Origin of the sequence: uncultured Kordia sp., from assembly GCF_947496985.1 — a bacterium.
In the GTDB taxonomy this organism is placed as follows: Bacteria; Bacteroidota; Bacteroidia; order Flavobacteriales; family Flavobacteriaceae; genus Kordia.
The window spans coordinates 84,050-101,671 of sequence record NZ_CANMEZ010000012.1 but is presented as its reverse complement, the minus strand read 5'-3'; the positions used below and the strand labels follow the sequence as shown (position 1 = coordinate 101,671).

The 17,622-nt window shown below is 32.3% G+C and carries 15 protein-coding genes; 7 read left to right on the top strand and 8 right to left on the bottom strand.

Features of this window, described 5'->3' with window-relative positions; genetic code table 11:
• The 3 genes from Q0828_RS22050 to Q0828_RS22040 form a co-directional block, all read right to left on the bottom strand.
• Positions 1 to 1,596 carry a SulP family inorganic anion transporter gene (locus tag Q0828_RS22050; protein WP_298426722.1) on the bottom strand — a complete coding sequence of 532 codons (1,596 nt, stop codon included), beginning with the start codon at positions 1,594 to 1,596 and terminating at the stop codon, positions 1 to 3.
• Positions 1,597 to 1,793: 197 nt separating this feature from the next.
• Positions 1,794 to 2,093, bottom strand: coding sequence for a hypothetical protein (locus tag Q0828_RS22045; protein ID WP_298426719.1), 300 nt, complete (start codon positions 2,091 to 2,093; stop codon positions 1,794 to 1,796).
• A gap of 30 nt (positions 2,094 to 2,123) precedes the next feature.
• Positions 2,124 to 2,792 carry a TetR family transcriptional regulator gene (locus Q0828_RS22040; protein WP_298426716.1) on the bottom strand — a complete coding sequence of 223 codons (669 nt, stop codon included), beginning with the start codon at positions 2,790 to 2,792 and terminating at the stop codon, positions 2,124 to 2,126.
• 233 nt (positions 2,793 to 3,025) lie between these two features.
• On the opposite strand from Q0828_RS22040, the gene era reads away from it, so the two are divergent.
• A complete protein-coding gene (era, locus tag Q0828_RS22035; RefSeq protein ID WP_298426713.1) occupies positions 3,026 to 3,910 on the top strand; it encodes a GTPase Era in 885 nt (294 codons plus the stop codon).
• Between the two features lie 3 nt (positions 3,911 to 3,913).
• Positions 3,914 to 5,410, top strand: a complete 1,497-nt coding sequence (locus Q0828_RS22030; RefSeq protein ID WP_298426710.1) for a choice-of-anchor I family protein — start codon at positions 3,914 to 3,916, stop codon at positions 5,408 to 5,410.
• A gap of 53 nt (positions 5,411 to 5,463) precedes the next feature.
• Here the strand turns inward: Q0828_RS22030 and Q0828_RS22025 are convergent, their stop codons facing one another.
• Together Q0828_RS22025 and Q0828_RS22020 are read right to left on the bottom strand one after the other, a co-directional pair.
• Positions 5,464 to 7,017 carry a rhomboid family intramembrane serine protease gene (locus Q0828_RS22025; protein ID WP_298426708.1) on the bottom strand — a complete coding sequence of 518 codons (1,554 nt, stop codon included), beginning with the start codon at positions 7,015 to 7,017 and terminating at the stop codon, positions 5,464 to 5,466.
• Between the two features lie 259 nt (positions 7,018 to 7,276).
• Complete coding sequence (locus tag Q0828_RS22020; RefSeq protein WP_298426705.1) at positions 7,277 to 7,810, bottom strand: GTP-binding protein; 534 nt, start codon at positions 7,808 to 7,810, stop codon at positions 7,277 to 7,279.
• Between the two features lie 177 nt (positions 7,811 to 7,987).
• Between Q0828_RS22020 and der the strand changes: the two genes are divergently transcribed.
• The 3 genes from der to Q0828_RS22005 all read left to right on the top strand — a co-directional run bounded on the left by der (position 7,988) and on the right by Q0828_RS22005 (position 11,551).
• Positions 7,988 to 9,295, top strand: coding sequence for a ribosome biogenesis GTPase Der (der, locus tag Q0828_RS22015; protein ID WP_298426702.1), 1,308 nt, complete (start codon positions 7,988 to 7,990; stop codon positions 9,293 to 9,295).
• A complete protein-coding gene (locus Q0828_RS22010; protein ID WP_298426699.1) occupies positions 9,296 to 9,895 on the top strand; it encodes a hypothetical protein in 600 nt (199 codons plus the stop codon).
• A gap of 105 nt (positions 9,896 to 10,000) precedes the next feature.
• Positions 10,001 to 11,551: a choice-of-anchor I family protein gene (locus Q0828_RS22005; protein ID WP_298426696.1), complete on the top strand. Its 1,551-nt coding sequence runs from the start codon at positions 10,001 to 10,003 to the stop codon at positions 11,549 to 11,551.
• A gap of 111 nt (positions 11,552 to 11,662) precedes the next feature.
• Here Q0828_RS22005 and Q0828_RS22000 read toward each other — a convergent pair whose 3' ends face one another.
• A complete protein-coding gene (locus tag Q0828_RS22000; RefSeq protein WP_298426694.1) occupies positions 11,663 to 11,890 on the bottom strand; it encodes a hypothetical protein in 228 nt (75 codons plus the stop codon).
• A 183-nt stretch (positions 11,891 to 12,073) separates the two neighbouring features.
• Here Q0828_RS22000 and Q0828_RS21995 point away from each other — a divergent pair, with 183 nt between their 5' ends.
• On the top strand, positions 12,074 to 12,337 hold the full coding sequence (locus Q0828_RS21995; RefSeq protein WP_298426691.1) for a hypothetical protein: 264 nt from the start codon (positions 12,074 to 12,076) through the stop codon (positions 12,335 to 12,337).
• Positions 12,338 to 12,402: 65 nt separating this feature from the next.
• Here the strand turns inward: Q0828_RS21995 and Q0828_RS21990 are convergent, their stop codons facing one another.
• Together Q0828_RS21990 and Q0828_RS21985 are read right to left on the bottom strand one after the other, a co-directional pair.
• Positions 12,403 to 12,633 carry a hypothetical protein gene (locus Q0828_RS21990; RefSeq protein WP_298426688.1) on the bottom strand — a complete coding sequence of 77 codons (231 nt, stop codon included), beginning with the start codon at positions 12,631 to 12,633 and terminating at the stop codon, positions 12,403 to 12,405.
• A 96-nt stretch (positions 12,634 to 12,729) separates the two neighbouring features.
• The gene (locus Q0828_RS21985) at positions 12,730 to 14,337 is read right to left on the bottom strand and encodes a helix-turn-helix transcriptional regulator (RefSeq protein WP_298426684.1); all 1,608 of its coding nucleotides are present in this window, start codon (positions 14,335 to 14,337) and stop codon (positions 12,730 to 12,732) included.
• Positions 14,338 to 14,732: 395 nt separating this feature from the next.
• Between Q0828_RS21985 and Q0828_RS21980 the strand changes: the two genes are divergently transcribed.
• Positions 14,733 to 17,504: an outer membrane beta-barrel protein gene (locus Q0828_RS21980; RefSeq protein ID WP_298426681.1), complete on the top strand. Its 2,772-nt coding sequence runs from the start codon at positions 14,733 to 14,735 to the stop codon at positions 17,502 to 17,504.
• Positions 17,505 to 17,622: the final 118 nt, after the last annotated feature.

Genomic DNA, 17,622 nt, shown 5'->3' with positions numbered 1-17,622 from the left:
TTAGGCACTTTTTGGTCTGAGTTGGAAAAACTCAATAAAACTTTTTGGGTTTTCAACAGTTCCACGCTCAGAAATCAACTTAATATCAATGTCTCTATTACGTGCTTTTTCTGAGAAATCTTCCAATATTTCAATAATATCATTATCCAAGAAGCGTGTTTTACGTACGTCCAATTCTAAGAATGTATCTCTTGGTAAACTGTCTAATTCTTTTAAAATAGCACCTTTATTAAAGAAAGTAACTTCTTCGGCAAATGTCATTTTAATTTTATGCTTCCCATTACTCTTATCTTCAATATGTAAGAAGTGTGAATTTTGGAAACTCTTGATTAAGATTACTACAATTCCAACAGCTAATCCTAAACCAATTCCCCATAACAAGTCAATAAATACGATTCCTAAAATGGTGATGATAAACGGAACAAATTGTTTCCAACCTGCGTTGTACATCTTTTTAAATAGTGTTGGTTTTGCTAGTTTGTATCCTACAATTAATAAGATTGCTGCTAGTACCGAAAGTGGAATCATGTTTAATAATGTTGGAATTAAAATCACAGAAATCAATAATAAGAAACCGTGAACAATAGCAGCCATTTTTGTTTTTCCACCTGATTGTATGTTAGCCGAACTTCTTACAATTACTTGTGTAATTGGTAATCCACCAATTAATCCAGAAAGAATGTTTCCTGTTCCTTGTGCTAATAATTCTTTATTTGTTGGTGTTACACGTTTTAATGGATCTAACTTATCTGTAGCTTCCACACATAATAACGTCTCTAAACTTGCTACTAATGCAATTGTAAAACCAGTGACCCAAATTGCAGGATTGTCAATGACAGCAAAATTTGGAAAACTAAACTGTCCCACAAAAGAGTCAAAACTATCAGGAACTGGTACTTTAACCAAATGCTCAGATGAAATAGCAAATGTTTCGCTATCTTTTGTTAAAATATAGTAAATGATTCCTAAAGCTACTGCAACTAATGGACCTTGTACTAATTGAAATATCTTTCCTTTTTTAGATAAAACGGTATTCCAAAGTATTAAAATTCCCAATCCAACTATTGCAATTGTTGTAGCACCAAGACTAATATGGTTTATAGTGTCAAAAATTTCTGAAAAAGTATTTTGTCCGTCTACTTGTGCAAAAGCAAAATCTCCTTCTGGGTCAGAGTCGTAACCAAAGAAGTGTGGAATTTGTTTTAAAATAATAATGATTCCAATTCCGGTAAGCATTCCTTTAATTACAGATGATGGGAAAAAATATCCTATAATTCCAAATCTTAAAACACCAAAAACAACTTGAATTACACCACCAATTACCACGGCAACTAAAAAGTTTTGATAACCACCTAAAGCTGTAATAGCCGTTAATACAATTGCAGCTAAACCTGCTGCTGGTCCACTGACACCAACTTGCGAGCCACTAAAGGCTCCAACAACAATACCTCCAATAATACCGGCAATTAAACCAGAAAATAATGGAGCACCACTGGCTAAGGCAATACCTAAACAGAGAGGAAGGGCGACAAAGAAAACGACAATACTTGCGGGGAAATCCGCTTTTAAGTTTTTGAATGGGTTTGAACTATTCATGATAGTGATAATGTTTTTTTTTGAATTGGAAAAGCAATGTTATAGTTGCTTTAAGTTAATTCGTTGTTAGCTAATTTTTGTTGTATTTATAATAGAATAGAAGAACAATTCCCCATTTAATTTGTGATGAGTGGAGAACATTCTAAAACGCATACTTCATTGAAAGACGTACGTGTATTTTTTATGAGTTTGTATTTTTATACGAATTCCGGAGGTGGAATTAATATTTCAATGCTATGAGAAGCATCTGTTTGTAGTATGTAAAAATGTGTTGTGTAATGGGAAAGATCTGTGTCAGTTACAGCAAAACTAGTTGCATACGGTCTAACTTTTTGATCTTCTTCAAGCTTGTCTTCGGTTTCTTCATTATCAGTATCATCTTCCCAATCAGTATCTACAAGTTCATAATTTATATATGTGTAAGAAGAAAAAGCCTGTGAAATAGGTTGTAAAACCATCACAAAAAGTACCAAAGCAAAAGAAATTTGCTTCAACATATTAAATATTTGTGAATCTTTATACGACATTTATTTTATGGCTTTAAAAACTAGATCGGTGTAAAATTTTACAATTACATCAACGCCTTCTTTTACATCTGTTAACGATGGTAAATGTTCTGAAAAGTAACGCTGTTTGTGCGCACCTTCAATAACTGTTGAAACTAACATGTGAGGAAATTCAAAACTCGGATTCATATCTGAAACAAAATTGCTAACACGTTGTACAACACGTTTGTAAACTTTGTAGTATCCTTTTTCATTTTCAGAATCAATTTCTTTCGTATGATACGCTTTTGAAGATTCGGCAATGATAATCCTGTTTAAAATAACTTCATTAATGTATGAGAACGAATTATCTACATCTACTTTTCTTGTCAAAATATTGATAGCCGAAGAAAGCTTATCTTCCTTTGATTGTAAATTGGTAGTTGCAAAAACTAATTTGTATTCAACCCAACTCCAATACCAACAATTTAAGTATACCAAAAGCATATGCTTACTTTCGAAATAACGATAAATAGAACTTTCATTAGAGCCAATTGATTGCCCTAATTTTTTAAATGTAAAACATTCAAAACCTAATTCATCAATCATTTCAATGCTTCGCGATACAATTTTCTTTCCTAATTCTGATGACTCAGGATTTTTAGTGTAAAGCTCATCGCTAATGACAATATGTATTTGAAGATTTTCCATATTCAGTAACTACAAATATAATAGTAATACTATCAAAAAATAAAAGTTTAACTAATTTTTTTGAAAAAAATAGTATTAAATATTATTGGTAATACTGTGAAAAGGTTTGAAAAGCACTGTTTTGTAAGAATGAGGATATATGTTATTCTGAAATAATATGTACTTTTGCCTGCGAATGACAAGTGTATACGGCGCAATAATGCTATGTATATGCTTGATGACCATAAAAATACATGACACATAAAGCAGGATTTGTAAATATTATAGGGAATCCAAATGTTGGAAAATCAACATTGATGAACGCCTTTATTGGAGAAAAACTCTCCATTATTACTTCAAAAGCACAGACAACACGACATCGAATTTTGGGAATTGTCAATGGAGATGATTTTCAAGTAATCTTGTCAGATACACCAGGAATCATAAAACCAGCATACGAATTACAATCATCTATGATGGATTTTGTAAAGTCGGCCTTTGAAGATGCTGATGTGTTGATTTATATGGTTGAAATTGGAGAAAAAAGCTTAAAAGATGAAGCGTTCTTCAAAAAAATCATCAATTCAAAAATTCCAGTGATTTTATTATTAAATAAAATTGACAAGTCTTCGCAAGAAGAACTAGAAACACAAATGGAATTGTGGAGAGAAAAAGTGCCAACGGCAGAAATTTATCCAATCTCAGCATTGGAAAACTTCAATGTGTCACAAGTGTTTTCAAGGATTTTGGAACTGTTACCAGCTTCACCAGCATTCTATCCAAAAGATCAATTAACCGATAAACCAGAACGTTTCTTTGTTAACGAATCTATTCGTGAAAAAATCTTAATTAATTACAAAAAAGAAATTCCATACGCCGTAGAAGTCGAAACAGAGGAGTTTTTTGAAGAAGAAGACATTATTCGTATTCGTTCTGTAATAATGGTAGAGCGCGAAACGCAAAAAGGAATCATCATTGGGCATAAAGGAAGCGCGTTAAAAAGAGTTGGGATGCAAGCCAGAAAAGACTTAGAAAAGTTTTTTGGAAAGCAAATTCATATTGAATTATACGTAAAAGTCAATAAAAATTGGCGTAGTAATTCCAAGCAATTACGCCGTTTTGGTTACAATAATAAGTAGTACATGATTAAAAAAGTTTTTGGTTTCCTAAGTTTTCTTTTATTAATTGGTTGTGCCTCGCAGCCAAAAAATGAAACTTCCGTAACGGTTCAGGTTACACATTTGAATACAATTAATGCAGGCGGAATGAACGCTGTCGAAATTAGCGCCTATTGTGCTAAAACGAAGCGTTTGTTTACGGCAAGCACTTTATATAAAGGCGTCTTAGTATATGACATGTCTGATGTGAAAAATGTTATAAAAGTAGCTACTATTGATATTTCAAAATATGGAGGAAATGTAAATAGTGTTGCTATACATAATGGAAACGTTGCTATGGCTGTGGAAAACACAAATCGCCAAGAATACGGTTTTGTTGTTGTATACGATACAAAAAAACTTGAGGAAATAGAAGTGCATTTCGCAGATGCTCTCCCAGATATGGTTGCATATTCTCCTGACGGAAGATATATCATTTCTGCAAATGAAGGTGAGCCAAATGATGATTATACTATTGATCCAAGCGGTTCGGTTACGATTATAGATTTAAAAGAAAATAAAGCGACTACGCTAGGTTTTGAATTAAGTGATTTGCAAATAAGCGTATTGGAAGAAAAGGGATTGCGAGTTTTTGGTGAAAACGCTACATTTTCCAAAGATGCTGAACCTGAGTATTTAACTGTTTCCAAAGATGGAACAAAAGCTTGGGTTGTTTTGCAAGAAAACAATGCTATTGCTGAAATTGATATTGTAAATGCCGAACTCAATAATATATATCCATTAGGTGTAAAAGATTTTAGTTTGCCTAAAAATGCATTGGACGTAAGCGATAAAGATGGAAAAATACAGTTTAAAACTTGGAAAAACCTAAAAGGATTCTATTTGCCTGACGCTATTACAAATGCACAAATAAATGGCGATACATATATTATAACCGCAAATGAAGGTGATTCAAGAAATTATGCAGGATTTTCAGAAGAAGTGCGCGTTTCAGAAATAAAATTAGATGCAATAGCATTTCCAAATGCTGCAGAATTACAAAAAGATGATCAATTAGGTCGTTTAAAAGTTACAAAAGCACAAGGTGATATTGATAATGATGGTGATTATGATGAATTGTATATGTTTGGAACACGATCTTTTTCTATTTGGACAACCAAAGGAAATTTAGTCTATGATAGTGGCAATGATATTGCCAAACAAACGCAAACTAATCCAAAAGCATTTAATCAAAATGATTCACGAAGCGATGACAAAGGTTCAGAGCCTGAAGCTTTGGCAACATTGCAATTAAAAAATAAGACATTGCTTTTTGTAGGTTTAGAACGTACAAGTGGAGTGTTGATGTATGACATTTCTAACCCTAGAAAACCTGTGTTTTTAAAATGGATTAATCATGAAGGCGACATTTCTCCAGAAGGATTATTTGTTATTCCAGCTACGGAAAGTCCAACAGGCGAAAACATCTTAGTCGTTTCTAACGAAATTAGTGGAACTATTAGTTTGTTTGAAGTAAAGTAACACAGTCGATAAGTTTTCTAAAATCAAACACACTTCTTACTTGTGGACAATCATTAATATTTTTTCGAAGCTTTTTGTACAAGTTCTTCTTTACAAAATATGGAAAGAAAAGTTCCAATAATAAACCCAGTAAGCAATCCACCTACATGCGCTGCATTATCAATACCTGCAGACAAAAATCCAATCACAAGATTCAAACCACCGTATGCAATTAATAAAGTCCAAATCATCCCTCTAGAGTACTTTGGATAAACTTTAAAAATGATAAAAGCTAAAATTATTCCCGAAAGTCCAAAAATAGCTCCTGAAGCACCAACACTAACAGTATTTTCATGAAACATAACGCTTGCAATACTGGCCGTACAACCACAAGTTACATAGGCTAAAATCAATTTTGTAGGAGATAGTATTTTTTCCAAAAAGCTATTGTATACTGCAATCCCAAATAAGTTTAATGCCAAATGCATAAAGCCAGCATGTATAAATGTTGAGGTAAACAAACGCCAAAGTTCTCCATGAATTGCGATTTCAGATTGCCTATTTCCACCAAATTCAAGTAATTCGACAGCAGTTGGCGAGACAACACTGATCCCTTTTAAAACCATGATAATAAAAACCAATATGTTCGAAATTAGTAAAATAGCCGTGGCTTTGTGTGCGCCAAATGGATTAAAATAACTTAGCGTATCTGTGAAATCATCATCTTTAGGTGGTTTATTTTTTTTAAAATTGGCTAATTCTTTTTTGTCAATCTTAGGAATCATGACTAACAATAAAATGATCAACAGACCAATACCAAAAATGATAAAACCAGCTGAAATGGAACTTCCAAAGCGCGTTTCAAAAAGTTTCTTTTTTGGAATTAAAATAATTTCCTCATCTTCATTAATAATTGGTATTTTTTCCTTGATAGCTCTAATAAATCCGTCTCTATTATCAGAATGGTTAAGCTTTTCAAAATAAGTAACATCTTGAAAGTCATGCGATTTGAAATCTTTATTAGAATTGACTAAAAACCGTCGAATAGCCTGTCTTTTATTCGTTTCGGTATCCTTATTTCTGAGTTGTAAATCATACTGAATGCCATACCAAGCAAGACTTGATTTATTAAAAGGGCATGCAATGTACATAGTAACATTCAAATGTTCATTGTACTTGCCAGAAATACGTGTCGATACATAAGTGTGATTTAAAGTATTGACTACTTCAAACTGATTAATCTTAAAATACTTTTCATTGGGAAGTTCATCCAACTCAACACTCGTGGCAATTTCGTTTATACTATAGGCGTTCTTTTCTAAGTATTTCTGACTGATAACTGTCGGAATCACAATTACAATACACATAAGTAATAGTGTCAAAAAGTGACCATCACCATTTTTTCCTCTTAGATTTACAATTCGTATGGGTTTGCGAAGCCAAATAAATACAGGAATCCATATGAAAGTTATTGGGATCCAAATGTTGAGTACATCTTCCTTAAGAGGTAATAAACCAAGCTTGATATCAAACAACAATCGAAAGCCATAATAAAAAAGAATGCAGCCAAAGGCAATTGTCAGAAAGGGAATGTAAATTTTAAAAAACTTTAATTTGAGGTTTTGCAATGAAAAGGGAATGATTGAGTTGTATGTATATCAGTATGCATCATGGTAATTTTGTTACAATATGACGCAATCAAAAGTAACAGAAGTTTTTAATGCAATATAATGAAATGCTTTAAAAAGGTATTTTTGCGAAACTCGTAATAAAAATTAAATTTTCAGTAATTTCATTAAATAATTCTCGATAAAATCGCTTCCGAAACCTTTTCGCAGTTATGCAATAGACTTTCGGGGAAACCTGAAAGTGTTAAAGGTGTATTTTTTAGATATTAATTGTTGTTTTCAAAAACGTATACAAATCAATCATCTCAGGTTTTCCTGTAGCTTTTCCCATTCGTCCACCAAAATAAAGCACAAACCAAACAAATATCATAAAAATCATCAAGGCTACTTGTATTGCATATGAGTTTCCTAAAGTAGCGTTGGTATATGCCCAAATACCAAAACCGATAAATAAACAAACTACTAAAAAGTGAAGAAACATAAAAAATGTCCAAACTGTCGGACTTGGACCAAATAAACCATTTAATTCACAACTTTGTGCGTCAATTTCATCCACTTCTACGTGTAATTGTGGCGACCAAAAATGTTGTTTATTTTTCGGAATTTTGATAAAAACATGATTGTCCACACGTGTAACAATAAAATCTTTTTGTGTGTTTTTTGAACTTTCCAAACGTTTCAGAATTGTTTCGTTACTTTCGGAAATCGTTCGCTTAAATCGTGGACGTAATACAATTTCTTCTCCTAAACTCATGATACAGTATTTGTTAATTTCAATAATACTGTTTTTCATATATATATGAACTGATAAATATCATATCAATTGTAGTAGATAACTATTAAAATACAATTAAAAACAAGGATAATTGGCAATAAGCGTATCAAAATATAAACTTCACGAAAGACTTACTTAAAATTACTTTTTACTCATCAACAGAAAACGTACCTTTGCAGGCACAAAAAGAACGAAATGAGTAATATAGTAGCCATAGTTGGACGTCCAAATGTTGGAAAATCGACCTTGTTTAATCGAATGATCAAACGTAGAGAAGCCATTGTTGATGCTGTGAGTGGTGTAACAAGAGATAGACATTACGGGAAATCAGACTGGAATGGAAAAGAATTTTCATTAATCGATACAGGTGGATATGTCATAGGAAGTGACGATGTTTTTGAAGCTGAAATTGACAAACAAGTAGAATTGGCTATTGATGAAGCAGATGCGATTCTTTTTGTAGTAGATGTTGAATCTGGAATTACAGGAATGGACGAAGAAGTAGCAAACCTACTTCGTAGAGTTAACAAGCCTGTCTTTTTAGTAGTAAACAAAGTAGATGCTGCAAATCGTTTACACGATGCTACGGAATTTTATTCCTTAGGTTTAGGCGAATATTTCCCAATAGCAAGTATCAATGGAAGTGGAACAGGTGATTTATTAGATGCTTTGGTAGAAGCATTACCTGATGATGTTGAAGAAGAGGAAGAAGAAAAACTACCACGTTTTGCAGTTGTTGGACGACCAAACGCAGGAAAATCATCTTTAATCAATGCTTTAATTGGAGAAGATCGATACATTGTAACTGACATTGCTGGAACTACACGTGATTCAATTGATACACGTTACAATCGTTTTGGATTTGAATTCAATTTAGTGGATACCGCAGGGATTCGTAGAAAAGCAAAAGTAAAAGAGGACTTAGAATTTTACTCAGTAATGCGTTCTATTCGTGCTATTGAACACAGTGATGTATGTTTGTTAGTGGTAGATGCCACACGTGGATTTGATTCGCAAGTACAAAATATCTTTTGGCTAGCAGAAAAGAACAACAAAGGAGTTGTTATCTTAGTGAATAAGTGGGATTTAGTAGAAAAGGAAACATCTACAGTAAAAGAATTTGAAAAACACATTCGTCAACAAATAGAACCTTTTACAGACGTGCCAATTGTATTTATTTCTGCCTTAACAAAGCAACGTATCTACAAAGCTATTGAAACGGCAGTTCAAGTATACAAAAACAGATCAAACAGAATTCCGACAAGCAAGCTGAATGACGTTATGTTAGATATTATCGAACGTACGCCACCGCCAGCACACAAAGGAAAATATGTGAAAATTAAATTCTGTACGCAATTACCAACAGGATATCCGCAATTTGCCTTCTTTGCCAACTTGCCGCAATATGTACGTGATCCATATAAACGATTTGTAGAAAACAAACTCCGTGAACAGTTTGACTTTAACGGTGTACCTGTAACGGTATACTTTAGGAAAAAATAAATGTCTAAAAAGGTATTTCTCATAACTGTATTTATTGTCAGTCTTCTATTATTAGGATTGATGTTATTGATTGCAGATGTGAGAATGAATACGATATTGGACGATTTTTCTACAATGGAAGAAGAGTTTAAAAATACAAATACTTCGTTAGAACAAGAAAAAGAAAGGCAATTTGAAGCTACTGCTGATACGTATCCGGAAATTATACAACAATACGAGAGAGTAGCAAAAGACTTACTCGAATATATCCAGAATTTAAAAAAGGATTATATAGCTAAGAGTGATAATTATGAAGAAATGGATGCGCATAAAAATGAAATCCTCTTCATAAAAGGTTCAAATGGATATACTGAAAAAGGAAATAACTTAATGACAAAAATTGAAGCATATGAAAATATGCTTGTTATTGTAAATTTAGAATTTCCAGAAACGAAAACGACATCCTCAAAACTACGTAATACAGACAAAACTAAAGATTGGCTAGTGTACAATTTTAAAGACTTTCCAGCGATAGCTGTATATACACAATTGACAGCTATGGAAGCTACTATTGAAACTAAACGAAAAGATATCATTACGTTTGCGTTAACTGCGAAGTAAAACTTTACATTAAATTATCAAAAGCTACATAATTCTATCATAATTCACTAACATTCCAATAAAATACGAGATTCATCTTTGTTGAAATAAACATAAATCAACACAATGAAAATCTTAAAACAATCACTTCTTATAGCAATGACAATCGTTGCTTTTCAAAGTTGTGAAAATGATGACGATAGTCAAAATTCAACCACATCTGTAGATACTTCTGTAAACTTTCAATTCAAAAATACAATCAATGTAGGTGGAGAAGGTTCAGCAGAAATCTCTGCATTTGACCCAATAACAAATCAAATTTTTACCGTAAATACAGAAGCTGATCAAATATCAATCTATGATATTTCAGACATTACATTGCCAATTCAAAAAACGCCTATTGATGTAAGTGGTTTTGGAGCGCCAAATAGTGTTGCTGTTCACAACGGAAAACTCGCAATTGCAGTAGAGGCTGCAAACAAACAAGCTTCGGGGAAAATATATGTATACAATACAGCAGATGCTTCTTTAGCAAATGAATATACAGTAGGTGCATTACCAGATATGGTAACATTCACAAAAGACGGAAACTTTATTCTGTCAGCAAATGAAGGAGAACCAAATGACGATTATACGGTAGATCCAGATGGAACAGTTAGTATTATAGATGTCGTAAATAATAACGTAACTACCTTAAACTTCGCAGCGTTCAATTCGCAAGAAGCAACATTAGAAAGTCAAGGTTTTAGAGTTTTTGGACCAAATGCAAACTTGGCTGCGGATGTAGAGCCAGAATATATTACAGTTTCAGAAGATTCACAATATGCGTGGGTTTCATTACAAGAAAACAATGGAATTGCCAAGATTAACTTATTAACGAAAACAATTGAAGCTATCTATCCATTAGGATATAAAGATTATAGTGTTTCGGGAAATGCTATCGATGCAAGTGATAAAGATGGTGTAAATGAACTCAAAAATTGGCCTGTATACGGAATGTATCAGCCTGACGCAATCACTTCTGTAAATATCAATGGAATAGAATATATCTTTTCTGCAAATGAAGGCGATTCAAGAGAATACGAAGGAACTCCGGGATATGTTGGAGAAGATCGTGTGAAAGATATTACATTGGATGAAATTGCTTTTCCTGTAGCAGAAGACTATCAAGCCAATGAAAATATTGGACGATTAAAAATTGCTTTAGATTTAGGTGATACAGATAATGATGGCGATTATGATAAACTTTACAATTATGGAGCGCGTTCATTCAGTGTTTGGTCTGCTGATGGAAACTTACTATATGATAGTGGAAACGAAATTGCAACACGTGTATTAGCAGATACACCAAATCGTTTCAATTGGGATTGGGAAGACAATGAAACAGACAAGAGAAGTGATGACAAAGGAGCTGAACCTGAATCTGTAGAAATCTTAAACATAGCTAACCAACGTTACATCTTATTTGTAGGGTTAGAGCGTAACAGTCAGGTAATGGTATACGACATTACAAACCCAGTTGCGCCACAGTTTTTACAATTTTTACAACGTGATACAGATTATGCACCTGAAGGTTTATTAGCAATCAAAGCAGAAGATAGTCCAACAGGAAATGCATTGCTTATCATTTCATATGAAGATAGTGGAACCGTTTCTATCTATGAAAATGAAAACTAGTAAACTATGCAGAATCATGTTTCAATAGTATATTAGAGTCAATGAGACTATAATTTATTCCATTGTTGTTAAACTATAGCGGCAATGGAATTGTTTATTAATATGAAAAAATTAAGGATGCGTTGGTGGATCTACCATGCATTTTCTTGGATCTGCACTGCAATTAAGTTGTTCAGTTTCAAGACAATTAATGTATGTCGCATCTGTGTTGGTTTCATCTTCTAAAGAATTTCCGCGGTCAGTTCCACCTAATATTTTTTGAGTATTCATACTGGAAATTAAAGTTTTCTTCAATACAAGTTTTTTCTTCATGATATAGAATGTTTTTATACGATTCATTCAAATGTAATGTATCATAAGGTTTTAAAGATATGTTTGTAGTGCCCATTTATAAATGGGCGCACCTTTTTCTTTTATAGTGGACGCTGAATAGCTAAATTCGTTCAGAATCATTTGCGTTTAAATGCAGAAACTTTGACTGCATAAACGAAGTTCAAAGTATATAACATTAAATTTATAACCATGAAAAAGAGAAATCTTAAAGCAAAACTTTTATTGACCAAAAGTACAGTATCCAACTTTAACGCTTCACAGCTAAAAGGAGGAACAGTCTTCACTGCAGCAGTTGATTGTGATACATCACTAATATTTGTATGCCTAAGTGTGGCAAATTGTCCATCAGCAGCTAATTGTACGGTAACATGTCCAACAAATAACAATTGTCCAACAGCAGTAAGCTGTGCAGAATCATGTTTCAATGGTATGTGTGAACCAATGGGACCATAATTTATAAATAATTCCATTGTCGTTAAATAATAGCGACAATGGAATTGCCTTTCATCATAAAAAAATTATGGATGTGTAGGCGGATCTACCATACATCGCATAGGATCTATGCTACAAGTATCATGACAATCTGTATAAACACAGGTATTCTGATTTTGCGTAGGGTTAGGGGTGCACTGCGTTGTAGGTTGTTGGTTTGTTTCATCATCCAAAGAGTTTCCGCCAGTTCCACCAGCAATTTTAAAACTATTCAAATTAGAAATTAAACGTTTCTTCAATACGAGTTTTCTTTTCATAAAATTAATGTTTTCAAATGTGTTCTCAAATGTATTAGTAAAACCTTCATGGTATAAAAAGTACTAGTGCCCATTTATAAATTGACCACAAATAATTTACACTGATAACATTTTTGCTTCTATGTTTTTAATGTAATATGAAGGGTAAATTTCAGTATGCTTTTTAAAAGCTCTAGAGAATGATTTTGCACTCTTAAAGCCACATTCTTCAGCAATAGAAGCAATAGAATATGCTCTAAAACGTTTTTCATTTTTCAATCGTTTCAATGCATACGAAATACGTAAATTTACTAAATACTCAGTGTAACTTTGTTTTTTATGTGTATTTATGATTTTAGAAAGATACGTTGTGTTTGTATTTAATTCTTGTGCTAAAAAAGACAAAGTACAATCAGGATTTACAAACAAAACACTTTGCTCAAACTGAGTCAATGCTTTCAAAATACTTTCAGTTTGCGCTTCTGAAACATGAGTACTTGCCGAATTTTTAGGAATTGAGATTACTTTTTCTACTTTTGATAAGTTTGCTACTGTTTTTTCAAAATTAGTTCTATTTATACGCTCTCTTCTTCTAAAAAACAAAAAACTACCGATTAAAATAACCACTAAAAACAATGCTAAAACTGTCCAAATATTCTTTGTATACGATGTTTGTAGTAATGCTTGCTGTAGCTGTTTCGACTTCTCTTTCAACTTTGGAATGTCGTATTTAGTATCTAACGTATATTGCAATTCAGCTCTTTTAGAATATGTATTTGTTGTATATTCAATAGCAAGTTGAGAATAATGCAATGCCTCTTTCAAATTGTTTTGTTGTTTATAACTCTCTGACAAAAGAGAATAAGTGTTTGGATACAGAAACAACTTTGTAGTATCTGCTAAATGGACAGCGTTCTTTTGAAAATAATAAATAGCCGAATCCGATTGTTGTTTGGCTAAAAATACGATTCCTTTATAATGATAAACAGATTTCAAACGTTCTTTCAAACCTATTTCGGTGGCTATTGTTTCCGCTTTCGCGAGATGAGTCAAGGCTTCATCATATGCTTTATTTGTAAAAGAAGCAATTCCTAGCAAATTGGTTAAATACGCAATATCTTTTTTATTCTGTTCTGCGAAAGCGAGCTTTAATGCTTTCTCAGAAAAAAAATTTGAAGAATCTAAAAATTTTGTTGCGGTAGAGTCTATGGTGTATTTTTTTAAATACACATTGCTCAAACTCTTCAGGAAAAGAATCTTTATAGCATATGGAATCTCTTTTTTATCATAGGCTTTGTGGTATAAAGCACGATACTTTTGTAAAGCAACTTTTTTATTATCAATCATAAAATACAAGGCTGCAATTTTATGTTCTACAGTAATCATCAATAATTGGTCATTCGTTTCTGTTGCAAGTTTCAGTGCTTTCGAATAGAATTCTAATGCAGTATCATATGCTATCTTTCTATGATAAAAAACAAACCCTTTTCGTTCATATGCTTTCCCTAATAGTGTTGCGTTTTTTTGAGTCTGTAACATTAAAATTGCTGCATCAACATGTGAAAATGCCTTTGCTGATGTTCCATAGAAAGTTTCATGCCTACAAGCCAATAAAAGTGAAGTTACGCGTTGCTCTAAAGTTGTTGCTTTCAAAAGCATTTGGTCTAAATATACTTTTGCAATGATTGGATTTGTATTCTTATGAAAATCATATTGATTATTCAATTTTTCATAAGAAAACTGAGCTAAACTGTCCGTTTGTATAATGTTTTCTTGTGCATACAGAAATGAAGAAAATAAAAAATAAGAACAAACTAAAAGGACATATTTTATCATAAGTAAAGTAGGAATTAAAACGTATAGCTGACAAACAAAAGTAATCAATAAAGAAAATCAAATTAAAAAAGTAAATCAGCGATGTGTAAATACGAACTTTAATTTAAAAAATAAAAATTCAATGACATAAAATACTTGCAAAAACGTTAAAATGTAAGCTTAGCTTTGATGTATTCCTATATTTTAAGATTTAAAAAATATTTTTAAGATTATTTTAATAATAAATAACCTTTTTTTCTGTTTGTTTGTGGGACAAACCGATTACCATCAATCAAAAAATTAAAATGAATAAACCATTTATTACGCTACTGGTTATTATGATCAGTTTATTTTCTGGACAAATTGCTGCACAGGAATACGAAGTCAAAGGAAAAATTATTGACAACACTACAAAAACACCGTTAGAATCTGCAACGGTATATTTAGAATCCATCAAAGACACTACATTAATCACATATACAATTAGTGATAAAAAAGGAATGTTTGAATTGGGTACACGGACCAAACTCAAAGAAGTGAACTTGTTTATAACGTTTAATGGATTTCAAACGTACAAGCAAAAAATTACGTTGGATAAATCAGTAATTGAATTACCAGATATTATTATGGAGCCAGCTTCAAACGAGTTAGACGCTGTACAATTGGTAGCTGTGCGTGCACCAATTACGGTAAAAAAAGATACCCTGGAATTTAATGCAGATTCTTTTAAAGCTAGACCAGATGCAACAGTAGAAGATTTAATTAAAAAATTACCAGGTGTTGAGGTGGATAGTGACGGAAAAATTACGGTAAATGGTAAAGAAGTAAACAAAATTTTAGTAAACGGAAAGCCATTCTTTGGGAATGATCCAAATATTGCAACGAAGAACTTAACGAAAGAAATCGTTGATAAAATTCAAGTAACGACTACAAAAAGTGAATCTGAAGAATTTACCGGAAAACAAGGGACTTCAGAAGAACAAACGATAAACATAGAACTCAAAGAAGACCAAAACAAAGGGTTCTTTGGACGTGGTACTATTAGTGGTGGAACGGATGAACGCTATGCAATGAGTGGAATAGGAAACTATTTTAATGATAAACAACGAGTAAGCGTATTAGCAAGTAAAAATAACATCAACAGTTCAGGGTTTAGTTTTGATGAAATCTATGATATGATGGGGAATGCAGGTGGCGGAATTTCTTGGAGTAGAAATGGCTCATTTTCTGTTGGCGGATTAAGCTTTGGTGGCGGACAAGGAATTACAACATCTTCAAATGTAGGTGCAAGTTTTGTCGATGAATATAAAGATAAAACGGAAATTATAGCAGATTACTTCTTCTCACGAGCCGATTCGGAAAACGAAAGTAGAGTAGAGCGTGAAAACATTTTGCCAGACGGAAGTTTCTTTACAAACTCAAGAAGTACATCTACAAACTTAAATGATAGTCATAGAGCAACTGCAGAATTGCAATTTGAAATTGATTCTACATTTAAAGTAGTAGTAGCGCCAAGTTTTAGATTTACAGAAGGAGAAAACTTTTCATCACGAAATGAAGAATCATTAGACGATGCTGGAACGATTTTAAACAGAGGTGATTCACGTAACAGAACAGATTCTGAACGTCGTAATTTTGGAAGTGATATAGACATTATCAAAAAGTTTGGAAGTAAAGGTTCATACTTAAGTTTTAATATAAATAATGGAATAATTAACAATACTTCTGAGAACTTTTTAAATACAACGAACGAAATATTTGGAACAACTCCATCACTCGAAACAAGAGACCAATTAACTGATATTGATTCAAAAGAAAGAACACTTACGGCAGATATTGAATATAGAATTCCGTTAAAAGAAAAACTCTTCATAGATGTAGGATATAGTTTCAGTAATAGACGTGAACGCAATGATAAAAAAGTGTTTGATTTTGATAATACAACAAATCAATATGATGATTTTAATGAAACGTTGAGTTCAGATTTAAAAGTAAACTTTCAAACACATTTACCAAAAATTGGAATCAACTACGAAACTGAAAAACTGTATTTAAGTTTGAATACTGGTGTGCGTATCTCTGAATTGAAAAATGAAGAATTCATCCAAAATACGGAAGTAACATCAAATTTTACAGATATCAATATTAATAGTTACATTCGTTATCGTATCAAACAAGGAACAAGTGTTTCGTTAAACTATAATACGAACACGCAAGCACCAAGTGCACGACAATTACAGCCTGTTGCAGATGTAAGTAATCCGCTAAACATTACGGTTGGTAACCCAAGTCTAAATCGTGAATTCAATCATCGTTTATATGCAAATTATAACAACTATGATTTCAAAAGTAAAAGTGGATTCTTCTTATGGGTTTCGGGAGGACTAACAAATGATAGAATTGTACCAATATCTGTTACAGATGAAAACAGAATTAGAACGACAACTTACACAAATGTTGATGGAGTATTAAGAGGAAGCGGAGGCTTTTCATATAATAAAACAATAAAACGCGATAGTTCTTCAGTGCGTTTTAGAGTTGGAATATATAATAATTACAATAAAGAATTTAACTTTAGTAATGGTGTGAAATTTTCAACAAAACGAAATGCATTAACACCAAGAGCAAGTGTTAATTACAATTACAAAGAATTATTAGAAATAGAACCGAGATATTCTGTATCATTAAACTCAACAAAGTACAGCTTGGATAACTTTAATGATGAAACATTTCAAACACATAATGTAGGGTTAAAAACAACTACATTTTGGCCAAAAAACATTGTCTTTGGAAACGATTTACGTTATACATATCGAACCAATGTAGCGCCAGGTTTTGAACGAAGTGCATTATTTTGGAATATGAGTTTAGGAATCAAAATCTTAAAAGAAAAAGGAACCATCAAACTAACGGCATACGATTTATTAAATCAAAATATAAACACACGTAGATCGGTAACTGCTGATTACATTCAAGATTCGCAAAGTACCGTATTGCAACGTTACTTTATGTTAGGGTTTACCTATAAAATCAGTAAAGTAGGTGGCAAAAAAAGTGGCGGAATGGAATTTTTCTAGACAAAATAAAAACTAACAAATACAAAAAAGCTTTTGAATATTCTCAAAAGCTTTTTTTATGGAATAGAGTTTGTATATTGAAAACAAAATGTAACTAATTGCTGAAAACAATCGTCAA

What these genes read in the sequence shown, in the direction of transcription:
- Q0828_RS21995 (WP_298426691.1), top strand. Translation starts at nt 12,074, where the DNA reads ATGAAAAAGAGAAATCTTAAAGCAAAACTTTTATTGACCAAAAGTACA.
- Q0828_RS22030 (WP_298426710.1), top strand. Translation starts at nt 3,914, where the DNA reads ATGATTAAAAAAGTTTTTGGTTTCCTAAGTTTTCTTTTATTAATTGGT.
- Q0828_RS22000 (WP_298426694.1), bottom strand. Translation starts at nt 11,890, where the DNA reads ATGAATCGTATAAAAACATTCTATATCATGAAGAAAAAACTTGTATTG.
- Q0828_RS22005 (WP_298426696.1), top strand. Translation starts at nt 10,001, where the DNA reads ATGAAAATCTTAAAACAATCACTTCTTATAGCAATGACAATCGTTGCT.
- era (WP_298426713.1), top strand. Translation starts at nt 3,026, where the DNA reads ATGACACATAAAGCAGGATTTGTAAATATTATAGGGAATCCAAATGTT.
- Q0828_RS22045 (WP_298426719.1), bottom strand. Translation starts at nt 2,093, where the DNA reads ATGTTGAAGCAAATTTCTTTTGCTTTGGTACTTTTTGTGATGGTTTTA.
- Q0828_RS22010 (WP_298426699.1), top strand. Translation starts at nt 9,296, where the DNA reads ATGTCTAAAAAGGTATTTCTCATAACTGTATTTATTGTCAGTCTTCTA.
- Q0828_RS21990 (WP_298426688.1), bottom strand. Translation starts at nt 12,633, where the DNA reads ATGAAAAGAAAACTCGTATTGAAGAAACGTTTAATTTCTAATTTGAAT.
- Q0828_RS22040 (WP_298426716.1), bottom strand. Translation starts at nt 2,792, where the DNA reads ATGGAAAATCTTCAAATACATATTGTCATTAGCGATGAGCTTTACACT.
- der (WP_298426702.1), top strand. Translation starts at nt 7,988, where the DNA reads ATGAGTAATATAGTAGCCATAGTTGGACGTCCAAATGTTGGAAAATCG.
- Q0828_RS22050 (WP_298426722.1), bottom strand. Translation starts at nt 1,596, where the DNA reads ATGAATAGTTCAAACCCATTCAAAAACTTAAAAGCGGATTTCCCCGCA.
- Q0828_RS21980 (WP_298426681.1), top strand. Translation starts at nt 14,733, where the DNA reads ATGAATAAACCATTTATTACGCTACTGGTTATTATGATCAGTTTATTT.
- Q0828_RS22020 (WP_298426705.1), bottom strand. Translation starts at nt 7,810, where the DNA reads ATGAAAAACAGTATTATTGAAATTAACAAATACTGTATCATGAGTTTA.